14 protein-coding genes and 1 tRNA gene are annotated in these 17,226 nt (G+C 70.6%); 4 read left to right on the plus strand and 11 right to left on the minus strand.

Annotation, left to right across the window (positions count from 1 at the left end; genetic code table 11):
• Positions 1-65 precede the first annotated feature (65 nt).
• The gene (locus AC5P1B_RS03010; protein ID WP_493884586.1) at positions 66-470 is read left to right on the plus strand and encodes a globin; all 405 of its coding nucleotides are present in this window, start codon (positions 66-68) and stop codon (positions 468-470) included.
• 41 nt (positions 471-511) lie between these two features.
• Here AC5P1B_RS03010 and AC5P1B_RS03015 read toward each other — a convergent pair whose 3' ends face one another.
• The 7 genes from AC5P1B_RS03015 to AC5P1B_RS03045 form a co-directional block, all read right to left on the minus strand.
• Positions 512-1,483: a DUF8185 domain-containing protein gene (locus AC5P1B_RS03015; RefSeq protein WP_493884587.1), complete on the minus strand. Its 972-nt coding sequence runs from the start codon at positions 1,481-1,483 to the stop codon at positions 512-514.
• A complete protein-coding gene (locus AC5P1B_RS03020; protein ID WP_493884588.1) occupies positions 1,480-1,965 on the minus strand; it encodes an acyl-CoA thioesterase in 486 nt (161 codons plus the stop codon). Before AC5P1B_RS03020 ends, AC5P1B_RS03015 begins: the two co-directional genes overlap by 4 nt.
• A 5-nt stretch (positions 1,966-1,970) precedes the next feature.
• Positions 1,971-3,635 carry an energy-dependent translational throttle protein EttA gene (ettA, locus tag AC5P1B_RS03025; protein WP_493884589.1) on the minus strand — a complete coding sequence of 555 codons (1,665 nt, stop codon included), beginning with the start codon at positions 3,633-3,635 and terminating at the stop codon, positions 1,971-1,973.
• An 830-nt stretch (positions 3,636-4,465) separates the two neighbouring features.
• Complete coding sequence (locus AC5P1B_RS03030; protein WP_493884590.1) at positions 4,466-5,920, minus strand: Cys-Gln thioester bond-forming surface protein; 1,455 nt, start codon at positions 5,918-5,920, stop codon at positions 4,466-4,468.
• Between the two features lie 211 nt (positions 5,921-6,131).
• Positions 6,132-6,593, minus strand: coding sequence for a single-stranded DNA-binding protein (locus tag AC5P1B_RS03035; RefSeq protein ID WP_493884591.1), 462 nt, complete (start codon positions 6,591-6,593; stop codon positions 6,132-6,134).
• A 259-nt stretch (positions 6,594-6,852) separates the two neighbouring features.
• The gene (locus AC5P1B_RS03040) at positions 6,853-9,681 is read right to left on the minus strand and encodes a GTPase (protein WP_493884592.1); all 2,829 of its coding nucleotides are present in this window, start codon (positions 9,679-9,681) and stop codon (positions 6,853-6,855) included.
• Positions 9,678-11,672, minus strand: coding sequence for a dynamin family protein (locus AC5P1B_RS03045; RefSeq protein WP_493884839.1), 1,995 nt, complete (start codon positions 11,670-11,672; stop codon positions 9,678-9,680). Before AC5P1B_RS03045 ends, AC5P1B_RS03040 begins: the two co-directional genes overlap by 4 nt.
• A gap of 391 nt (positions 11,673-12,063) precedes the next feature.
• Between AC5P1B_RS03045 and AC5P1B_RS03050 the strand changes: the two genes are divergently transcribed.
• A tRNA-Arg gene (locus AC5P1B_RS03050) sits at positions 12,064-12,136 on the plus strand.
• Positions 12,137-12,305: 169 nt separating this feature from the next.
• Here the strand turns inward: AC5P1B_RS03050 and AC5P1B_RS03055 are convergent.
• On the minus strand, positions 12,306-12,827 hold the full coding sequence (locus AC5P1B_RS03055) for an ATP-binding protein (protein ID WP_493884593.1): 522 nt from the start codon (positions 12,825-12,827) through the stop codon (positions 12,306-12,308).
• 288 nt (positions 12,828-13,115) lie between these two features.
• Here AC5P1B_RS03055 and AC5P1B_RS03060 point away from each other — a divergent pair, with 288 nt between their 5' ends.
• Together AC5P1B_RS03060 and AC5P1B_RS03065 are read left to right on the plus strand one after the other, a co-directional pair.
• The gene (locus AC5P1B_RS03060) at positions 13,116-13,361 is read left to right on the plus strand and encodes a DUF397 domain-containing protein (protein WP_493884594.1); all 246 of its coding nucleotides are present in this window, start codon (positions 13,116-13,118) and stop codon (positions 13,359-13,361) included.
• Between the two features lie 77 nt (positions 13,362-13,438).
• Positions 13,439-14,335 (plus strand): helix-turn-helix domain-containing protein, encoded by an 897-nt coding sequence (locus AC5P1B_RS03065; protein WP_493884595.1) that lies wholly within the window; start codon positions 13,439-13,441, stop codon positions 14,333-14,335.
• 249 nt (positions 14,336-14,584) lie between these two features.
• Here AC5P1B_RS03065 and AC5P1B_RS03070 read toward each other — a convergent pair whose 3' ends face one another.
• The 3 genes from AC5P1B_RS03070 to AC5P1B_RS03080 form a co-directional block, all read right to left on the minus strand.
• Complete coding sequence (locus AC5P1B_RS03070; protein ID WP_493884596.1) at positions 14,585-15,415, minus strand: SAM-dependent methyltransferase; 831 nt, start codon at positions 15,413-15,415, stop codon at positions 14,585-14,587.
• Positions 15,416-15,579: 164 nt separating this feature from the next.
• Entirely contained in the window at positions 15,580-16,080 is a 501-nt protein-coding gene (locus AC5P1B_RS03075; protein WP_493884597.1) for a hypothetical protein, read from the minus strand.
• 45 nt (positions 16,081-16,125) lie between these two features.
• Positions 16,126-17,223, minus strand: a complete 1,098-nt coding sequence (locus tag AC5P1B_RS03080; RefSeq protein ID WP_493884598.1) for a helix-turn-helix domain-containing protein — start codon at positions 17,221-17,223, stop codon at positions 16,126-16,128.
• Positions 17,224-17,226 lie beyond the last annotated feature (3 nt).

Here is a 17,226-nt window from a genome sequence, read left to right on the forward strand (position 1 = left end):
GGGTCCCGGCACAGGCGGGACCTAGGTCTTCCGTACTCGGTCACGCCATCTGAGAGCATTGAAGCGTGACTAAGATCCCGCGCGGCACGCTTCAGGAGCAGACCTTCTACGAGCAGGTCGGCGGCGAGGACACCTTCCGGCGCCTGGTTCATCGTTTCTACCAGGGGGTCGCCGAGGACCCGCTGCTGCGGCCGATGTACCCGGAAGAGGACCTCGGCCCTGCCGAGGAACGGCTCGCGCTGTTCCTCATGCAGTACTGGGGCGGCCCTCGCACGTACAGCGACGAGCGCGGACACCCCCGGCTGCGGATGCGGCACGTGCCGTTCACCGTGGACCAGGCCGCGCACGACGCCTGGCTGCGCCATATGCGCGTCGCCGTCGACGAGCTGGGGCTGGCCCCCGAGCACGAAGAGCAGTTGTGGAGCTATCTCGCCTACGCCGCCGCCTCGATGGTCAACTCCGACGGTTGAGCGGACACAAGGACGCGCCCGTCAGCCGGGGGTGACCGGTGTCAGGCGGGGGTGACCGTGAGCCCCGGCGGTCCGGCCGTACGGACCGCGATGGACCCATACGGAGTGCGCAGCCGCAACCAGCCGCCCGCCGCGAACAGCGCCAGCGTGTCAGCGGCCTCGGCGGCCCCGCCGATGGCGGCCTCACCCCGTGCGGCGGGCTCCGGTGGCACCGCGCCGCCGGAGCTCCGCGCGGCGGCCCGCGCGGACGCCGTCGGCCCGGCCGGTGCGGCGTGTGCCACAGCGGGCGTCGGAGCCGCCGGGGCAGTGGCCGGCACCGGCCCCGGACGGGCCTGGCGCAGAAAACCGAGGGACTGCGCGGCGTGCACGGCGCGCAGTGGCAATCCGGTGCCCCCCAGGGTGCGGGACCAGATCTCGCGACCGATGCGGTCGCGTTCCGAGCGGGTGCGGTGCTGCTCGGGAAGAGCCTCATCGCGCGCGCGGAACTCGGCGACGGCCGCCGTGACCGCTGCCCTGACCACGTCCCCGTCCGGCAGCCCCGGCACGCGTCGCCAGCCGCCACGCGGCGGCAGCACCCCGGCCCACGGCGGTCCCGTGACGGCCTCGGGCACGGAGACGGTGAGCCCTGCGGGCGCCGCGCCGGTACCGGCGGTCCCGGCGCTCGTCCGGGCCGCGTCCAGCGCGTCCGCGAACTGGCCCGCCGAAACCGTGATGTCCAGCTCCACGACCCCGCCGACGCCTTCAGCGGTCGCGGGGTGCCCCGCAGCCGCAGCCGCGCCTTGTGCCGACGGTGCTGGCGCGGGCGCCAGCCTGGCCGTACGGATGGCGAGCACCTCGAAGGACGCCGGGCGCCCGAAGACGGCGAGCACCCCGCCCGCCTTCGCCGTGGGCCCCGGCACGCTCGCCTGCAAGCGCACGGCGGCGGCGCGGTCGTAGTGGATCAGCCGGGCCAGGAAGGCGGCGAGGTCCGCCGCCTCCCCGGCGTCGGCGAAGTGGAGCACTGGCGCCGTCATGCGGCGACAGCCTCCTCCGGCTCTTCGCCGCGCCTTCCGTCAGCCTTCGGCTTTTCCCCGTCGCCGTTGGACGGTGCCTCCTCCAGATACGTCTTGAGGAAACCCTGTTCCGTCCGCGTGAGCCGACGCGGACGCGCCTGTTCGAGGTCGTACGGGACGACGATGGTGGAGGCCCGCACGTAGACGGTCTCCTCATCCTTGACCTCGTACGAGAGCGTCAGCGACGCGGCGCCGATCTTCGTCACCCAGGTCTCGACGGTGACCGGCTCATGCCGGTGCACCAGCGGCTTGCGGTAGTCGATCTCGTGCCGGGCCACGACGGAACCACCCGCGAAGGCCTGGTGGTCCGCCGCCACCGCCAGCCGCCACATGAGATCCACTCGCGCCTCCTCCAGGTAACGGAGGAAGACCACGTTGTTGACGTGGCCGAAGGCGTCCATGTCCGACCAGCGCAGCGCGCACGAGTAGACGTGACGTGCCATGCCACTCAGCCCCTGGTCAGCTTCTTGTACGTGGCACGGTGCGGGCGGGCCGCGTCCGGGCCGAGCCGCTCGACCTTGTTCTTCTCATACGACTCGTAGTTGCCCTCGAACCAGAACCACTTCGACTCGCCCTCGTACGCCAGGATGTGCGACGCGACGCGGTCGAGGAACCACCGGTCGTGGGAGACGACCACGGCGCAGCCCGGGAATTCGAGGAGCGCGTTCTCCAGCGACGACAGGGTCTCGACGTCGAGGTCGTTGGTCGGCTCGTCGAGGAGCAGCAGATTGCCGCCGAGCTTGAGGGTGAGCGCCAGGTTGAGGCGGTTGCGCTCACCACCGGAGAGGACACCGGCGGGCTTCTGCTGGTCCGGGCCCTTGAAGCCGAAGGCGCTGACGTACGCGCGGGACGGCATTTCGACATGGCCGACGTTGATGTAGTCCAACTCGTCGGAGACGACGGCCCACAGCGTCTTCTTGGGGTCGATGTTGGCGCGGCCCTGGTCGACGTACGAGATCTTGACGGTGTCGCCGACCTTGATCTGACCGGAGTCCGGCGTCTCCAGGCCCTGGATCATCTTGAACAGGGTCGTCTTGCCCGCGCCGTTCGGGCCGATGATGCCGACGATGCCGTTGCGCGGCAGCGTGAACGAGAGGTCGTCGATGAGCACCTTGTCGCCGAACGCCTTCGACAGGTTCTCGACCTCGACCACGATGTTGCCAAGACGCGGGCCCGGCGGGATCTGGATCTCTTCGAAGTCCAGCTTGCGGGTCTTCTCCGCCTCGGCGGCCATCTCCTCGTAGCGGGTCAGACGCGCCTTGGACTTCGCCTGGCGGCCCTTCGCGTTGGAGCGGACCCAGTCCAGCTCCTCCTTGAGGCGCTTGGCGCGCTTGGCGTCCTTCTGCCCCTCGACCTTCAGACGCGTGGACTTCTTCTCCAGGTACGTGGAGTAGTTGCCCTCGTACGGGTGGGCGCGGCCACGGTCGAGTTCGAGAATCCACTCGGCGACGTTGTCGAGGAAGTACCTGTCGTGGGTGACGGCGACGACGGTGCCGGCGTACTTGGCGAGGTGCTGCTCCAGCCACTGCACGGACTCGGCGTCCAGGTGGTTGGTGGGCTCGTCGAGGAGCAGCAGGTCGGGGGCCTCAAGCAGCAGCTTGCAGAGCGCCACGCGGCGGCGCTCACCACCGGAAAGGTTGGTGACGGGCCAGTCGCCGGGCGGGCAGCCCAGCGCGTCCATGGCCTGCTCAAGCTGGGTGTCGAGGTCCCAGGCGTTGGCGTGGTCGAGCGCTTCCTGGAGCTTGCCCATCTCCTCAAGCAGCGCGTCGGAGTAGTCGGTGGCCATCTGCTCGGCGATGTCGTTGAACCGCTTCAGCTTGGACATCGTCTCGGCGGCGCCGTCCTGGACGTTCTCCAGCACCGTCTTGGACTCATCCAGCGGCGGCTCCTGGAGGAGCATGCCGACGCTGAAGCCGGGGGCCAGGAAGGCGTCACCGTTCGACGGCTGCTCAAGACCAGCCATGATCTTCAGGACGGTGGACTTTCCAGCACCGTTGGGGCCGACGACGCCGATCTTCGCACCCGGCAGGAAATTCAGGGTGACGTCGTCGAGGATCACCTTGTCGCCGTGGGCCTTTCGGGCCTTGCGCATGGTGTAGATGTACTCAGCCAAGAGAAACCGTCCGGCATTCATGAGAGTGGGCAGATACAACCCATCTTGCCGTACGGGTGTGCCCCGACGAAAACGAGTAGGTCGGGGGACCACTTTCACCGCTGAGCTGGGCCGCTGGTCCGGCAGGCCCACGAGCGCTGATCACCTTCAGCCCGCCCCCGGCCACTGTCGCCCGCTCCGAGGCGGTCCGTGAGGGCGCTGCCCGCCCCACGACGGCCCCCGACCGCCCCTCTCTCTTGGCAGCTGCCCCATCGGCAGCCCTGCCCCATCCCCCAACGGTCCCGAGTGGCGGCCACGCCCCCGTTACCGGCCCCCACACGGCCCCGGGGCCCGGCCGCGCCACCCGCCAGCCACCGCGCCGCAGCCCCTGAACAGCGGCCCAGCCCCCTCCGGGGGCGGCAGATCCTCCTGGGAGGCAGCAGACCCCTCTACGGATGCGGCAGGCCGCAGGCCGACCGCTCACCGCCGCTGCCCACCATCCCACGCCGCTCTCCACCGCTCGCCGAGAGGCTGGGCGCCGCTCACCCTCAGCCGGTGATCCGGCGCCGAGCCGGGTCTCACGCCCTGGACGCCACCCGCACGTCGCCCCTCGCTCTTACCGCAGCACTCCCCGTGCACACGGGGGCGCTTCCCCGGCTCTGTTCTCCGTTCAGCTCTCTGCTCTCTTATTTATTCTCTTTTTTATCCGCACCGGTCTTATTTCACTTACTGCCCTTTTCGCGACTCCGCGCCCGGGTCCTTTTTTCGCCGCGCGGGCGGCAGACAGCCGCGGCTGCCGTCCCAGGGCTGTCCCTCGCCGCCGCGGCCCCGCGCCGGCGTATCCGCCCCCTCTACTCCCCAGCCGTCTCGCCGGCCGCGTTCTTCTTCCTCCGTACGAAGAACACCGCGCCGCCGCCGACCGCGACGAGGGCGACCGCGAGGCCCGCGATCAGCGGGGCGGGGCTGCTGTTGCCCGTCTCCGCGAGGTCGTCGCCGCCGGTGTCCGCCTCACCGGTCGAGCCGTCCGCCGAGGCCGGGCTCGGCTTGGTCGCCGGCTTGGCGTCGGCGTCTCCAGGCTTGGCGTCACCGTCTCCAGTGGAGCCACCGGTGCTGGCGGTCGCGCAGTCCAGCACTCCGGAGAACGTCTTCTCCGAGCCGTTCACCCCGGCGATGGTGAACTCGTACGCCTGGTCTTCCTTCACGGGGACGGTGACGGTTCGGGACTTTCCCGCGGCGATGGTGTGCTCCGCGCCCGCCAGCTTGAACGTGAACGCCTCGTCGCCCTTGTTGTTCACGCTGATGTCCACACCGCCCTTGGCGCAGTTCTTCTCCGCCGAGACGGCCGGTATCGCGCCCTCCTTGGCCCAGTTCGCTGAGGCGGTGGCCGAGACCGTGCTCTCACTGGAACCGGCGAGGATCTGGGTCTGGCTCTTGGCGTGCTGCCCGATGCCGGTGAAGGCACGGCCGACGGGCACCTTGGTGGCCGCCTCAGCCGTCAGCTCGGCGGCGCCGTCGGGGGTGCGCGCGGGGACGTCGAAGAACAGCTTGGTGCCGTTGGTGGCACGGGCGACCGGCTTGCCGTTCTTGCCGACGATCTTCACGCCTGAGGCGGTCGCCTTGGCGGGTGCGCTGACGGTGACAGTGGTGGCGTTGGTACGGACGGTGACCGGGCCGAGCCGCTTGCCGGACTTGCCGGAGACCGCGGGCGGGTCGAGGGTCAGCGACGCCTTGGGCTCCGCGACGTTCCGCGCCTTCTTGTACAGATAGTCGGCGAGCTTTTCCGCGGCCGGGTCCACCGCGTCCACCTTGACGTGGTCGGAGTAGCGCCAGATGGCCACCTGCGTACCCGCCGCGGCGGTCTTTTCGCTCAGCGTGCCGGAGCTCGCGGTCTGAGCGAGCGAGGCGAGGTCGTTCACCTGCGGGTAGGAATGCTGGAGAATCCAGCGGATCTTCCCCGCGTTCGCGTTGCTGTGCAGCGAAGACGCCCTCCAGGGGACTTCCTGGTACTTCGCCTGATTCTGCGTCGGCTTGTGGATGTCAACGCTGTAGGTCTGCAGCGTGCCGCCGTTGTCGACAGCCATCTCGAAAAGACCGGCGCCGGTCTTCTCTTCCTTGCCACCGTCACGAATGACCGCTTGACCGAAGGTCTTGAGGCCGTCAAGCGTCGCGGCGGCGCCGCCGTGGTGCGCGGGCGCGTCCTCCGCCGCGGCCGGACCCGCCCCGGCCATCGCACCCACCGCGACCAGGCCCGAGGCCCAGGCAGCGGCGGCAAGGCGGGCAGACCCCCGCCTCCCTACAGAAATCATGGATTTCCCCTCATGCGGGCGCGAACAGTCAATGGATTTCGGCGCCTCGCCAGCGAACTCATACACCTCAGAACCCCGTTGCTACGCAGGGGATCTTAGGGACGGGGCCATGCGCGGGGCCGCACGGAGACCGACCCCCAACCGATCCGCATCGGAATCGTTATGGGCGGCACCACCCACGAACTGGAATTATCGATAAATCCCCATGGATTCAGGGGGGTGTCGCCCCCATAGCTGCGATTTCCGGCATTACTTCCCGCCCGGACTCTTCGGACGCGTCACCAAAGGGCGCTTCAGCTGGCGACTTCTTCGCCTGCGATACACGCCGGAATGCCGACGTCCCCCGGGCGAGGTCGTGCCCCACCGCGAACGCGTCGATATCCGCGGAGAACCACCACTTGCCGTCGCGCTCCCGTTCGCTGACCTTCAACCGGCCCTGGACGATGAGTGGTTCGCCCACCGACACCGAAGCGGCCACGTTCGCCGCGAGCGACCGCCACGCCCGCACCGTGTAGAAACTCGTCCCGCCGTCCGTCCACGCCGAGCGCTCCCTGTCCCAGCGCCGCGCCGTCACCGCCAGCCGGAACCGCACCACCGCCACGCCCGTCGCGGTCTCCTTGTAGTCCGGTTGCGTCGCCACGTTCCCGACCACCGTCACCACCGTCTCGTTCATTCCGCCCCCCTGTTCGTGTCATTCGTCGCCGCGTCACGGCTCGGCCGCGCAGCTTCGCCGTGCGCCATCCCCGCCGCGTACGCCGTGGATGACCTCATGGTGCGCGCCTTCGACGAACCCCGCTCAGCCCTGTGGACGGCTGATCGACTGTGGATAACTCGCTCACCGATCCGGGTGAACTCCCGCACCATGGCCGCAGCCGCGGACTCATCTCCGCCCGCCCGCGGGTCCCAGCCATCCCCCGCGTCACCCCAGCCCCCTACGCCCCACCCGACGCGACGACGTACCGCTCCCTGACCTCCCGGTAGCGCTGCAACTCCGCCTCGACCGGCTCCAGTACGCGGGACCACCCGCACACGGCCACCGCCCTGCGCAGCCGCTGCTCAACGTCCTGCCCGTAGCTGTGGGCCGGGCCGCGCGCCGCGAGACCGCAGCCCCACGCCAGTACGGGGCCGCCCGCCCAGCCGGTCAGCAGCAACACGGCCGGCACCCACCACGCCCCACCCACACACCCGGCCATGGCACTCAACAGCCACACCACACCCACCAGTTGCAGGATCAGCGCCACACTCTGCGCGGCGGCCACCACCGACCACCAGCGCGGCCGCTGACTCGCCACACGCTCTCCCACCGCGCCACTGTCACGGTCACTGTTCGCGTCGCCGCGCCAGAGGCGCCCGGTGGGCGCGCCGGGTGCGGCGTACGCCCCCCGCCCAGGCACCGGCGAACCCGCCTGCGCCGACCCGCCAGGTCTCCCTTCACCTGCGGCTTCCGGCACGGTCCGCGGGCCCGGCGCTGTCGGCGCCGCCCGGAAGAACCGCGGAACACGTGGCGAAGCGCCCGCCCCGCCCCGTACGGACGTCTCTGGCTCCGTATGCCCGCGCGCGCCCGCCACGCTCGCACTCACGCCCCCACCCGAGCCCGGTCTCGCCTCCCGGGCCGAGACCGCCACGTCCGTCACACCTGGCCCTCCAGGAACGCCCACCCCCGACGTCAGGCCCGTATGAGAAGCCGGGCCCGACCGGCTCGCGGGCAGGCCCGGCTCGGCGCCCTCCCTGGTCAGAGCCAGGGCCACTTCGGCGGCCGCCGCTTCCACCGTCTCGTCGAGTGCCTCGGCCAAACCCGCCGCCGAGTACTCCGCCACATCCCTGACCGAGCGCGCCCACGGTTCGGGAAGGCCCGTCACGGCCTCGTCGGTCAGCATCCGTACGGCCTGCTCGACCGCCGGCCTGGCCACAGTCGCCGGAGCGGCGACGGCCGCCGGACCCGGCCGCGCGGCGCGGCCGGTCACCGGCTCGGCCCACGACGTCGCCTGGCCCCGCGCGCCAGGCGACCCGGCGGGCCGCGCCCGGCCCCGCGACCGGGCCGCGCGCCTCTCGGCCAGCCGCGCCCAGGGTGTACCGCAGACGCGTTCGGCTTCCCGCAGCCAGGCCCGTTCCGCCGCGAGACCGACCGCCACCACGCCCGCGGCCTCCGCGAGCCGGTCCTCGAACTCCTCCCAGGCCCCGTCACTCAGCCCGGCGCCGCCCTCCGCCACGTACGCCGGACGCAGCCGCTCCGTGGCCCCGTCGATGTCGGCGGCCAGCCGTCGCTCGGCCGCCGCGCACTCGGCCGCGAAGCGCCCCAGGGTCAGGCGCAGCTCGCCGACACCCTTTCCGGTCAGCGCGGACAGCGCGAGCACCGTGGCCCCCGGCTCGCCGTGCTCGCCAAGCGCGAGGCCGTCCTCGTCCAGCAGCCGCCGGAGGTCATCGACCACCTGCTCAACGGCAGCGCCCGGCAACCGGTCCACCTGGTTCAGGACGACGATGGTCACCTCGGCGTATCCGGCGAGCGGCCGGAGATAGCGCTCGTGCAGCACAGCGTCGGCGTACTTCTCGGGATCGACCACCCACACCACGGCGTCGACCAGCCCCAGCAGCCGGTCCACCCGCGCCCGGTGGCCGGTGGTGACCGAGTCGTGGTCGGGCAGGTCGAGGAGTACGAGGCCGGCGAGCGCCGGATCGTAGGGGCGCGCGGGTTTGCAGCGGTCCTCCGGAGGGATGCCCAGCCGGTCCAGCAACCCGTCCGCATGGTCGGTCCACGAGCAGGCGAGCGGCGTCGAGGTCATGGGCCGCTGGATGCCGGCCTCGGCGAACGGGGCTCCGACCAGCGCGTTGAACAGCGTCGACTTGCCGCTGCCGGTCGATCCGGCGATGGCGACGACGGTATGCGCGTGCGAGTGCCTGTCGCGCGCGGCCGCCTCGTCCAGCACGCGCCCCGCCTCGGCGAGCGTCCGGCCCGCCAGCCGCGTACGGGACAGTCCTACGAGGTCGCGCAGGGCGTCGAGCCGAGGCCGCAACGCGCGCAGCCCGGGCCCGCCACCCGCCGCCTGGGCGTACGGTCGGAGTCCATGACCGGCACCTCCGGCGTGGGCGAATCCGGCACCCTGCCGCGAGCCGCCCTCCGGCCCGGCAGCGTTCATGGGGCGCCCGGACCCCGCATGCGCCTCGCCGCACTCCCCCTGGGCCGCACCCCAGCCGTCGATCGGGAGCCAACTCGCGTCCGGAGGCCCATCGGAGCCGCTGTTCCCCACGCGGCCGCTACGCGCCGCTCCACTCGCCCCGCCAGCCTCATCCCGCACAGGCCCTACGACCCCGACAGCCTCCGTACCGCCGCTCCGTTCGAGGGGGGCTTCACGGCCCGAGGCGGCTCTGAGCGTGGCCATGCGGCTGGACGGCTTGCGGTAGTCCCCGCCGGCCCGGCGTGCGATCAGGCCGTCGTTCCAGGTGCCGACCGCTTCCGGCGCCTCGGGCACGAAGGCCGGAGGTGCCGGCTCAAGGCCGTCGTCACCGCCGCCAGAGCCCTCGTCCGCACTGCGGCGGCCACGCTCACCCCCGTGCGTACCGCCGTCGCCCGGAACGTCGTCGTCGCCGGGAGCGTCCCCCGTTCCAGCACCGACGCCGCTGTCACAACCGCCGCCGATGCCACGACCTGCGCCCATGGCGGAACCACCGCCCATGGCAGAACGGCCCTTGGTGGCGGAACCACCGTCCGCCGCAGTTCCGTCGTCGGTGTCAGGACCGGGCTCCGTGGCCGTCACCTCGGTCACCTCTCCTTCTCTCGCTGCTGTTCCTGCTGCTTCTTCTGCAGTACGGACAACGCCGCGATCAGACCGGCTTGCTGGTCCGGCGTGACATCGAGCGCTTCGAGCGGGGCGAGCAGCCGCTCGCGTTCCCCGTCCAGTACGCGCCGCAGGCAGGCGTCGAGGAGATCGCCGCCCCCGTCCCTGAGCCGCAGAGCGACTTGTACGCCCAGCGTCTCCGCCAGCGTCTCGCCCGCCTTCCGGGCCCGGCGTCCGCCGAGCAGTGCCGCGAGCAGCAGGGCGGCGATCGCCTCTGGGTCGAGCTCCTCGACACGCTCGGCGACGCGCAACTCCTCCTCGGCCAGCTCCTCGACGCAGCGGCTCCAGTGCCGTACGGCCACCCCGATCCGCTCGGCGGCGCCCCGCGTGTCCGGCGGCGCGAGCCCGGCGCGCGCGGCCGGGTCGCGCTGTCCCGCTGCCACGATCTGCTCTTCAGCGCCCGCGACAGCGCAGCTCAGCAGGGTGCTGAGGGAGGTGGTGAGGGAGCTGAGCAGCTCGCCTGGGGTGCTCTCGTCGGGATAGCAACGCCAGTGCGTGAGCGCGTCACCGGCGAGCGCCACCCCCTGAGCGACCTCGCGCCGGACGCGTTCGGCAGCCGTCGCGTACGCGTCGTCAACGCGTTGTACGAGCCGTACAGCCGCGGCGTGCTGGGCCGCCGCGGCGGCGGCCAGGGCCGGCATGCGGGAGCGCAGTGAGGCGATGGCCCCGTCGGCGGTACGCGCGGCGGCGGCCGCGCGGGCGACTGGGTCCTGGGCACGCTGGGTGAGCCAGGCACGGAGGGCCGCGACGGCCGTCGCCGGCAGCAGGCCGCTGCCGCCGCCCGCGGATTCGGGCAGCTCGGGGATCGTGAAGCGCGGCACGTCGCCGAGGCCGGCCGCGTGCAGCAGGGCGGCGTACTGCCGGGAGACCTCGGCGACCACCTGGTGGGGCACGCGGTCAAGCACGGTGATGAGCGTGACGTCGTATTCCTTGGCGGTACGCAGCAGGTGCCAGGGGACGGCGTCCGCGTACCGGGTGGCGGTCGTGACGAGAACCCAGATGTCGGCGGCGCAGATCAGCTCGGCGGCGAGTTCGCGGTTACCCGACACGAGCGAGTCGATATCGGGCGCGTCGAGCAGGGCGAGCCCGCGCGGCAGGGCCGGGTCGGTCTCCATGCGCAACGGCGGCGCCGCCCCGTGCTCTGTGCCCCGGCGCGCCTCAGCGCGTGGCACCTCACGCTCATCCGGCGCATACGCGTCGCACTCACCCGTCGAATACGCCTCATGCTTCGCGGAGGTCTCATGCTTTTCGTGCGCCGGGCACTCCTCATACGCCCCGGGCTGCTCGTACGCGTCTCGCCTCTCGTACTGGCCGCGATTCCCGTATCCCCCGAACTCCCGGTAATCGCCGCGCTCCCCGTAATCCTCGTCGTTTTCTTCATCCTCTTGACCCCCGAATGCCGCATGCGCCTCGCGCCCCTCATACAATGCCTGGGCACGGAAAAGCTCATATGACTCGTAGGGCCCACGCGTGGCGAAGGTGGGACCCGCCTCATACGGCTCGCGCAACGCACGCGACTCGTGCGAAGCACTGGCCACCCCGTCCTGGGTGGGCATCCACACCCGCGCGAGCTGCGGCAGGACACGTCGGCCCGAGAACCAGTGACGATCATCGGGGTGACAGACGAGGACGGGCGTACGGGTCGTGGGGCGAAGCACCCCGGCCTCGGTGACCCGGCGGCCGATGAGTGAATTGACGAGAGTGGACTTGCCAGCTCCGGTCGAGCCGCCGATGACCGCCAGCAACGGTGCTTCAGGTGCGCTCAGCCGGGGCACCAGGTAGTCATCGAGCTGAGCAAGAAGTTCGGAGCGGTTGCGTCGGGCGCGCGCCGCGCCGGGAAGCGGGAGCGGAAAGCGTGTGGCGTCAACACGGTCACGCAGTGCGGACAGTGCGTCGAGCAGTCGGGGCCGTACGTCCAAGGTCGCCACATGGGCACAATGCCCAATTTTGCTTGGCTTTTGAAGCGTATACCCCCCTGTGCGCGCCGATGAGACCCGCCCGGATCACCGCAGAAGGGGCAAGGGGGCGGCGTGAGGGCTGAGTCTCAGGCATAACGAGTAGACAACACCCGCCCCCCGAGGCGTGAAAAACGGTGCAGGATTCGCACCTGCCTGCGATTATCGGCATCGCTTCACCGAACCTCCACAACGTGCCACGGAGGTGAAGCAACCGGGATGAGGTGTACGGAGCCCTATCCTTGTCTCCGGCAACGTCACGGTTCCGCCCCACCCGGCCGTCGGCACCACGGCCCAACCGGTCGGAAACGCAGACGCCCCCGGGGCTCCAGCAGCCGTCCGCGGCCACCAACCGGCCCCCGTAGCTCAGTGGATAGAGCAGGCGCCTTCTAAGCGCTTGGCCGCAGGTTCGAGTCCTGCCGGGGGCGCTCTTCCCCATCGGTCACCAGCTCTCCCCACGGAGGGCTTTTTGCAGGTCAGGGGCACTTTACCGAGGACGGCGTAGCGGGGACGTAAACGCCGGAGGCGTCCCCTCGCCCGGCGGGTCACGGAACCTGGGCACGGTGCCGCCGCGGTCGCGCCGCGGGCCGATGGCTGTCATCTGGCTCCCGGCACGCGGCCGGTTGGCCGGCTCGTGGGGATGCGGGCCCATACGGTCTTCCCTGATCTGGTGGGGGTCGACCAGCCCCAGGTCTCGCTCAGCATGGCGATGATGTGCAGACCGCGGCCGTCTTCGGCGAAGGGTTCCGCCGGTTTGACGACCGGCGGGGTGGGGCTGGGGTCGGCGACGGCGCACAGGAGGGCGTTCTCCTTGCGGGTGAGTACCAGCCACGCCACGCCTGCCGGGGCGGCGGCGGAGGGGCTCGTCTCGTCGAGGGCGTGCTGGATCGCGTTCGCGACGAGCTCGGCGGTGATGGTGGCGGCGTCGTCGAAATACGCGGACAGGTTCCAGCCGCTGAGTGTCTCGCGTACGAATTTCCGGGAGGTCGGAAGGCTGCGCGTACCGGCGTCCAGGCGCAGGGCTGCAAGGCTTCCGGAGGTGAGGCCGAGCGCGACGGCCCAGTCGTGATCCCCGGCGCGTAGGACCGCGCCAAGACCGGGGGCGCCAATTTCGGCCACTGCTGGTCGCGAGTGCCACTTTCGCTGGCCCTGTGCTGCGACGTTGCGATGTGCCGACATGATTCATCCCCCCGAGGGATATCCCGGTGAAGGTATCGAGATGACCCCAGCTACCTGAGTATTCTCACTACCGAGCCCGTTCATGCAATTGCCTCGGGGCAATTGCCAAACGGCGTACGGGGGATGCGCGTGAGCGCGTGGCACAGCTCGAACGGAAGATCGCCTTCCGGAGTGGGCGACCACGAGGGAGGGCGAGTTGTTCGAATTTCCCAAAGGGAGTGATGGCGGATGCAGCAGGTCGTCAATGGGGTTGAAGCCAGTTCGATTCAGGGTGTGACGTGGGTCAAAAGCGCGCGCAGCGGCAAGGAAGGCAACTGCGTTGAGGTTGCCGCGCTTCCCGACGGCGGGGCGGCGTTCCGTCATTCCCGTCACCCGCAGGGACCGGCACTGGTATACACGAGGGGCGAGATCGCCGCCTTCCTCGAAGGCGCCAAATCAGGGGAGTTCGACTTCCTGACCGACCAAGTCGGCTGATATGGGCAGCTGTTAGCACGCGAGTTCAAGCTCCTCGGTGGGATACTGGCTACCGCTGTTTCCACCGAGGAGCTCGCATGCCCCCCGATCCCGACTTCACCGCATCGATAGAGCAGTACCTGAACCGGGCGAGTCAGAGCCCGGTCGCCGTCCGGATCGCCCTGGGCAGCCATCTGCGGCAGCGCAGGGAGGCCGCGGGTTTCACGATGGCGGACGCGGCGCAGCACATCAGCGGTTCCATCGCCAAGATCAGCCGCATGGAGACCGGGAAGCGCACGTGTAAGGAATGGGACGTCATGCGGCTTCTGCGCATGTACGGCGTCCCGGAGTCTGACATCACGCCGGTCCTGTCTCTCGTGGCCGTCTCGGTCGAGCCGGGGTGGTGGCGTCCGTACGAGGACGTGCTGCCGAAGTGGTTCGAGCTGCTCGTGGGTCTCGAATCCGCGGCTGAGCGCATCCGCACCTATGAGATGACCCTCGTGCCCGGCCTGCTGCAGACTCGTGAGTACGCCTGGATCATCGCCGACGGCGACCTGGGCAGCGACGTCGCCCAGCTCCGCGTCGATCTGCGGATGAAGCGCCAGCACAAGATCCTCGGGGACGTCGACGGTCCCCAGTTGCTGTGGGCGATCATCGAGGAGACGGCGCTGCTGCGCGGTGTCGGGGACAGCGGCGTCATGCGCGCCCAGATGGAACATCTGCGGGAGCTGGCGGATCACCCGCGCGTCAGGCTCCAGGTCGTCCCGTTCGCCCAGGCGTATCTCAGCCCTCCGCTCTCCTACACCCACCTGCACTTCGCCGAGCCGGAGCTGCCCGACACCGTCTATATCGAGCAGCTGAACGACGCGAAGATCCTGGACAAGGAGGACGAGGTCGAGAGGTACCGCGGCCAGCTGGACACCTTGTCCACCAGCGCACTGACGCCCAAGGAGACGCGGCGCAGGCTGGATGAGGCCATTCGGCACTTCGGCTGAGGGCACGGCTTGGTTGATCGGCTCGCTGATCGGCTCGGTGATCCTCGTGCCACGGTGCCGGACACCGTACGCGGACACCACTGCCTCAAACCCCGGTCTGGCGCCTCTGTCGTCCGGTTGGCGACCGTGCATCCGGTTGGCGACCGTACATCCGGTTGGCGACCGTGCGGCCAGCGGACTGCCGCTGGCTGCCGGCGTACGGGCGTACGGGCGTACGGGCGTACGGGCGTACGGGCGTACGGGCGATGATCAGCCGTCGGTCAGCTGGGCGGCGCCGCCGTACTCGATCCACTCCTCGGCCGGCTGCTTGCGCGCCAGATCCGTGTCAGGGCGCCAGGTGGAGACCTCGACGAGTCCCGGGTCCAGCAGGCGCAGGCCCTCGAAGTAGCGGTCGACGTCGTGCGTCTCCCGCACCCGGCCCCAGTCGCCTCCGGTGCTGTGCAGCATGAAGTCGGTGGTCCGCTGCCGTACGGCCGGGTCCTCGCTGACCAAGTGGCTGATCACCAGGAAGCTCCCGGGGGGCAACGAGGCCACCACGCGCCGCACGAGTGCGGCGGGGTCGTCCTTGTCGGGGATGCAGTGCAGTACGGAGACGAACAGCGCGGCCACGGGTTCGCCGGGTCGGATGAGGCGTTTGACCTGCGGGTCGTTCATGATGCCGGCGGTGTCGCGCATATCGGCCTGAATGACAGCGGTGTTCTCGTTGTCCTCCAGCAGGGCCCGGCCGTGGGCCAGGACGATGGGGTCCTTGTCGACGTAGACGACGCGCGCGTTCTTGTCGACGCTCTGGGCGACTTGGTGGACGTTGTCCTGCGTGGGCAGCCCGGAGCCGTGGTCGAGGAACTGCCGCACCCCGTACTCGTGCGCGAGCACCTTCACGACACGCCGCAGGAAATGGCGGTTGTTCTGCGCGAGGATCTCCGTGCTCGGTGCGAGAACGTTCAGCTCCGCGCACGCTTCGCGATCGGCCGCGAAGTTGTTGCTCCCGCCCAGGTAGTAGTCGTACATGCGCGCGACGCTGGGCACCCCGGTGTCGATGTTGCGAGGCAGCCGCGGGCGACGCGGGTTTTCCTGGTCCATCCGGCGTTACTCCCAGGGCGGTTACGCTCCAGTGGAGCGCCCATCCTAGGCACAGCGTCAGGTGCCAGGAAGGCATCGTTCGTGTGATGGGGAAGGTACGGACGCGAACCGGCCACCCCCGATCGGGGAGAGCGCCCCAGCGTGCGGTGGGGGAGCGCAGCGCCTCACGGGCGCCGGTAGGTCAGTGGCGGGGGCTGCGCTTCGCGCGGCAACTGCCGCCACGCCATGCGGAGCTGGCTGGCGATCATCGACTCCTCTGTCCCCATCAGCTGGGCTGACTGCGCGGTGGTCAGCGAGAGCCGGTAGCGCAGAATCACCACGTCCGCCTGTGCGTCGGGCAGCGCGCGGTGCAGGACGTCCCATCCCCGCGCCCACCCGTCGGCCGGCGCCGCCGCCCGCACCCGGGCTCCCAGCGTCTCCCACGCCACGGCGGCCACACAGGAACTGCGCAGGGCCCTCTCCCAGATGATGGCCAGATCTCCCAGGGCGCGGGCCACGGCCACGCGGCTGATCGTGGTGTCCTTGATACGGGCTCGGCTGTAGCGGTGGTAGTGCTCTTGGTGGAGGAGGCAGAAGGCGGTGTAGTCGAGCGGCAGTGTGATCGCCGGCTGCTGGGCGTGGAGTTGGGTGTCTTGCTGGAGCTGGGGTGGACCGTGGTCGGTCATGGCTGTCTTCCCGGCACAGCGTCGAAAAATCAACGAATCGGTGTGCTACGTGTCGTCAGTACCGCGGTCAGGAGACGTGGGGCCGTCCACGATCCCGCCCGGCGGAGTGTCGAGTGTGGCCAGGACGGCGTAGTGGAACGCCTCCCACACCGCCCGGATGTCCGAGGGGCAGGCTCCCAGAGCGCTGACAAGGGCACTGAGCTGTGGCCAGTCGGGCACTTCCGCCCCGCACAGCAGACGGTCGACGCTCTCGTCCGTCAGCGCCCCCTGGCTCGCCCGGCTCACCTCGGCGATGCCCGGGCAGCCCGCCGCCAGATATAAGCCCAGCACCGCCGCGTGTACCCGCTCCGCGGCCTCACTGAGCGAGGTGCGGGCCGCGGGCGCGATACCCTGGGCGCCCTCCCAGAGATGCCGCACGTCGGCGGGGACCCCGTCGCATTCGTTCACCAGCGCTTCCACCACGGGCCAGGCGGCCAGGCGCTCACCACTGAGGATGCGCGAGACATAGGACGCCGAGCGTCCGACGGCCTCGGCCACGTCCTGGACCGCCCGGCCGCTTTCCGCGTGCAGGTAGCGCAGCGCGGCGGCGAGCCCCCGGGCCGCACGCACCGACGCCGCGTTCCCCGCCTCCGGTGCCAGGCCGGCGAGCGCCGCCGCGTGCTGGCGCGGTCCGGGGAGCGGGAGGTGTCCGGCCTCTGCCGAGCGCTCCTCCTGGCGGCGCCGCAGCCGACGCTCCACTTCCCCTTCGCCCCACCGGGCCCGGGCCGTGGGCGCGCTCACGTTGGCCGCCGCGGCCACCCCTTCCCAGGCCATGCCCGAACGGCGCGCGTCCACGACCGCCGCCGCGATGTAGTACTCGATCTCCCGGCTCAGCTTTCCCACACGCTCCAGGAGCTCCGCGAGGTCCTCCTCTCCGTATTCCGCCGCGAGCAGCGCCTCGACCCGCTCGGGCAGATCCTCCGCGATCGCCAGCGCCAGCCCCTTCGGGCCGCGCGGACCGCAACTGTCCGGCGGCCCGGACCGCTGGCGTTGCGCTCGCCGTCGGCACGCCGTGGAGCAGTACAGCTTTCGCCGCCCCGGCCCCTCGCTCTGGGCCAGACCCCGCCCGCAATACCGGCACGAACTCCTGAGCGACTCCCTCACGGC

The organism is Streptomyces sp. A01 (assembly GCF_059026195.1).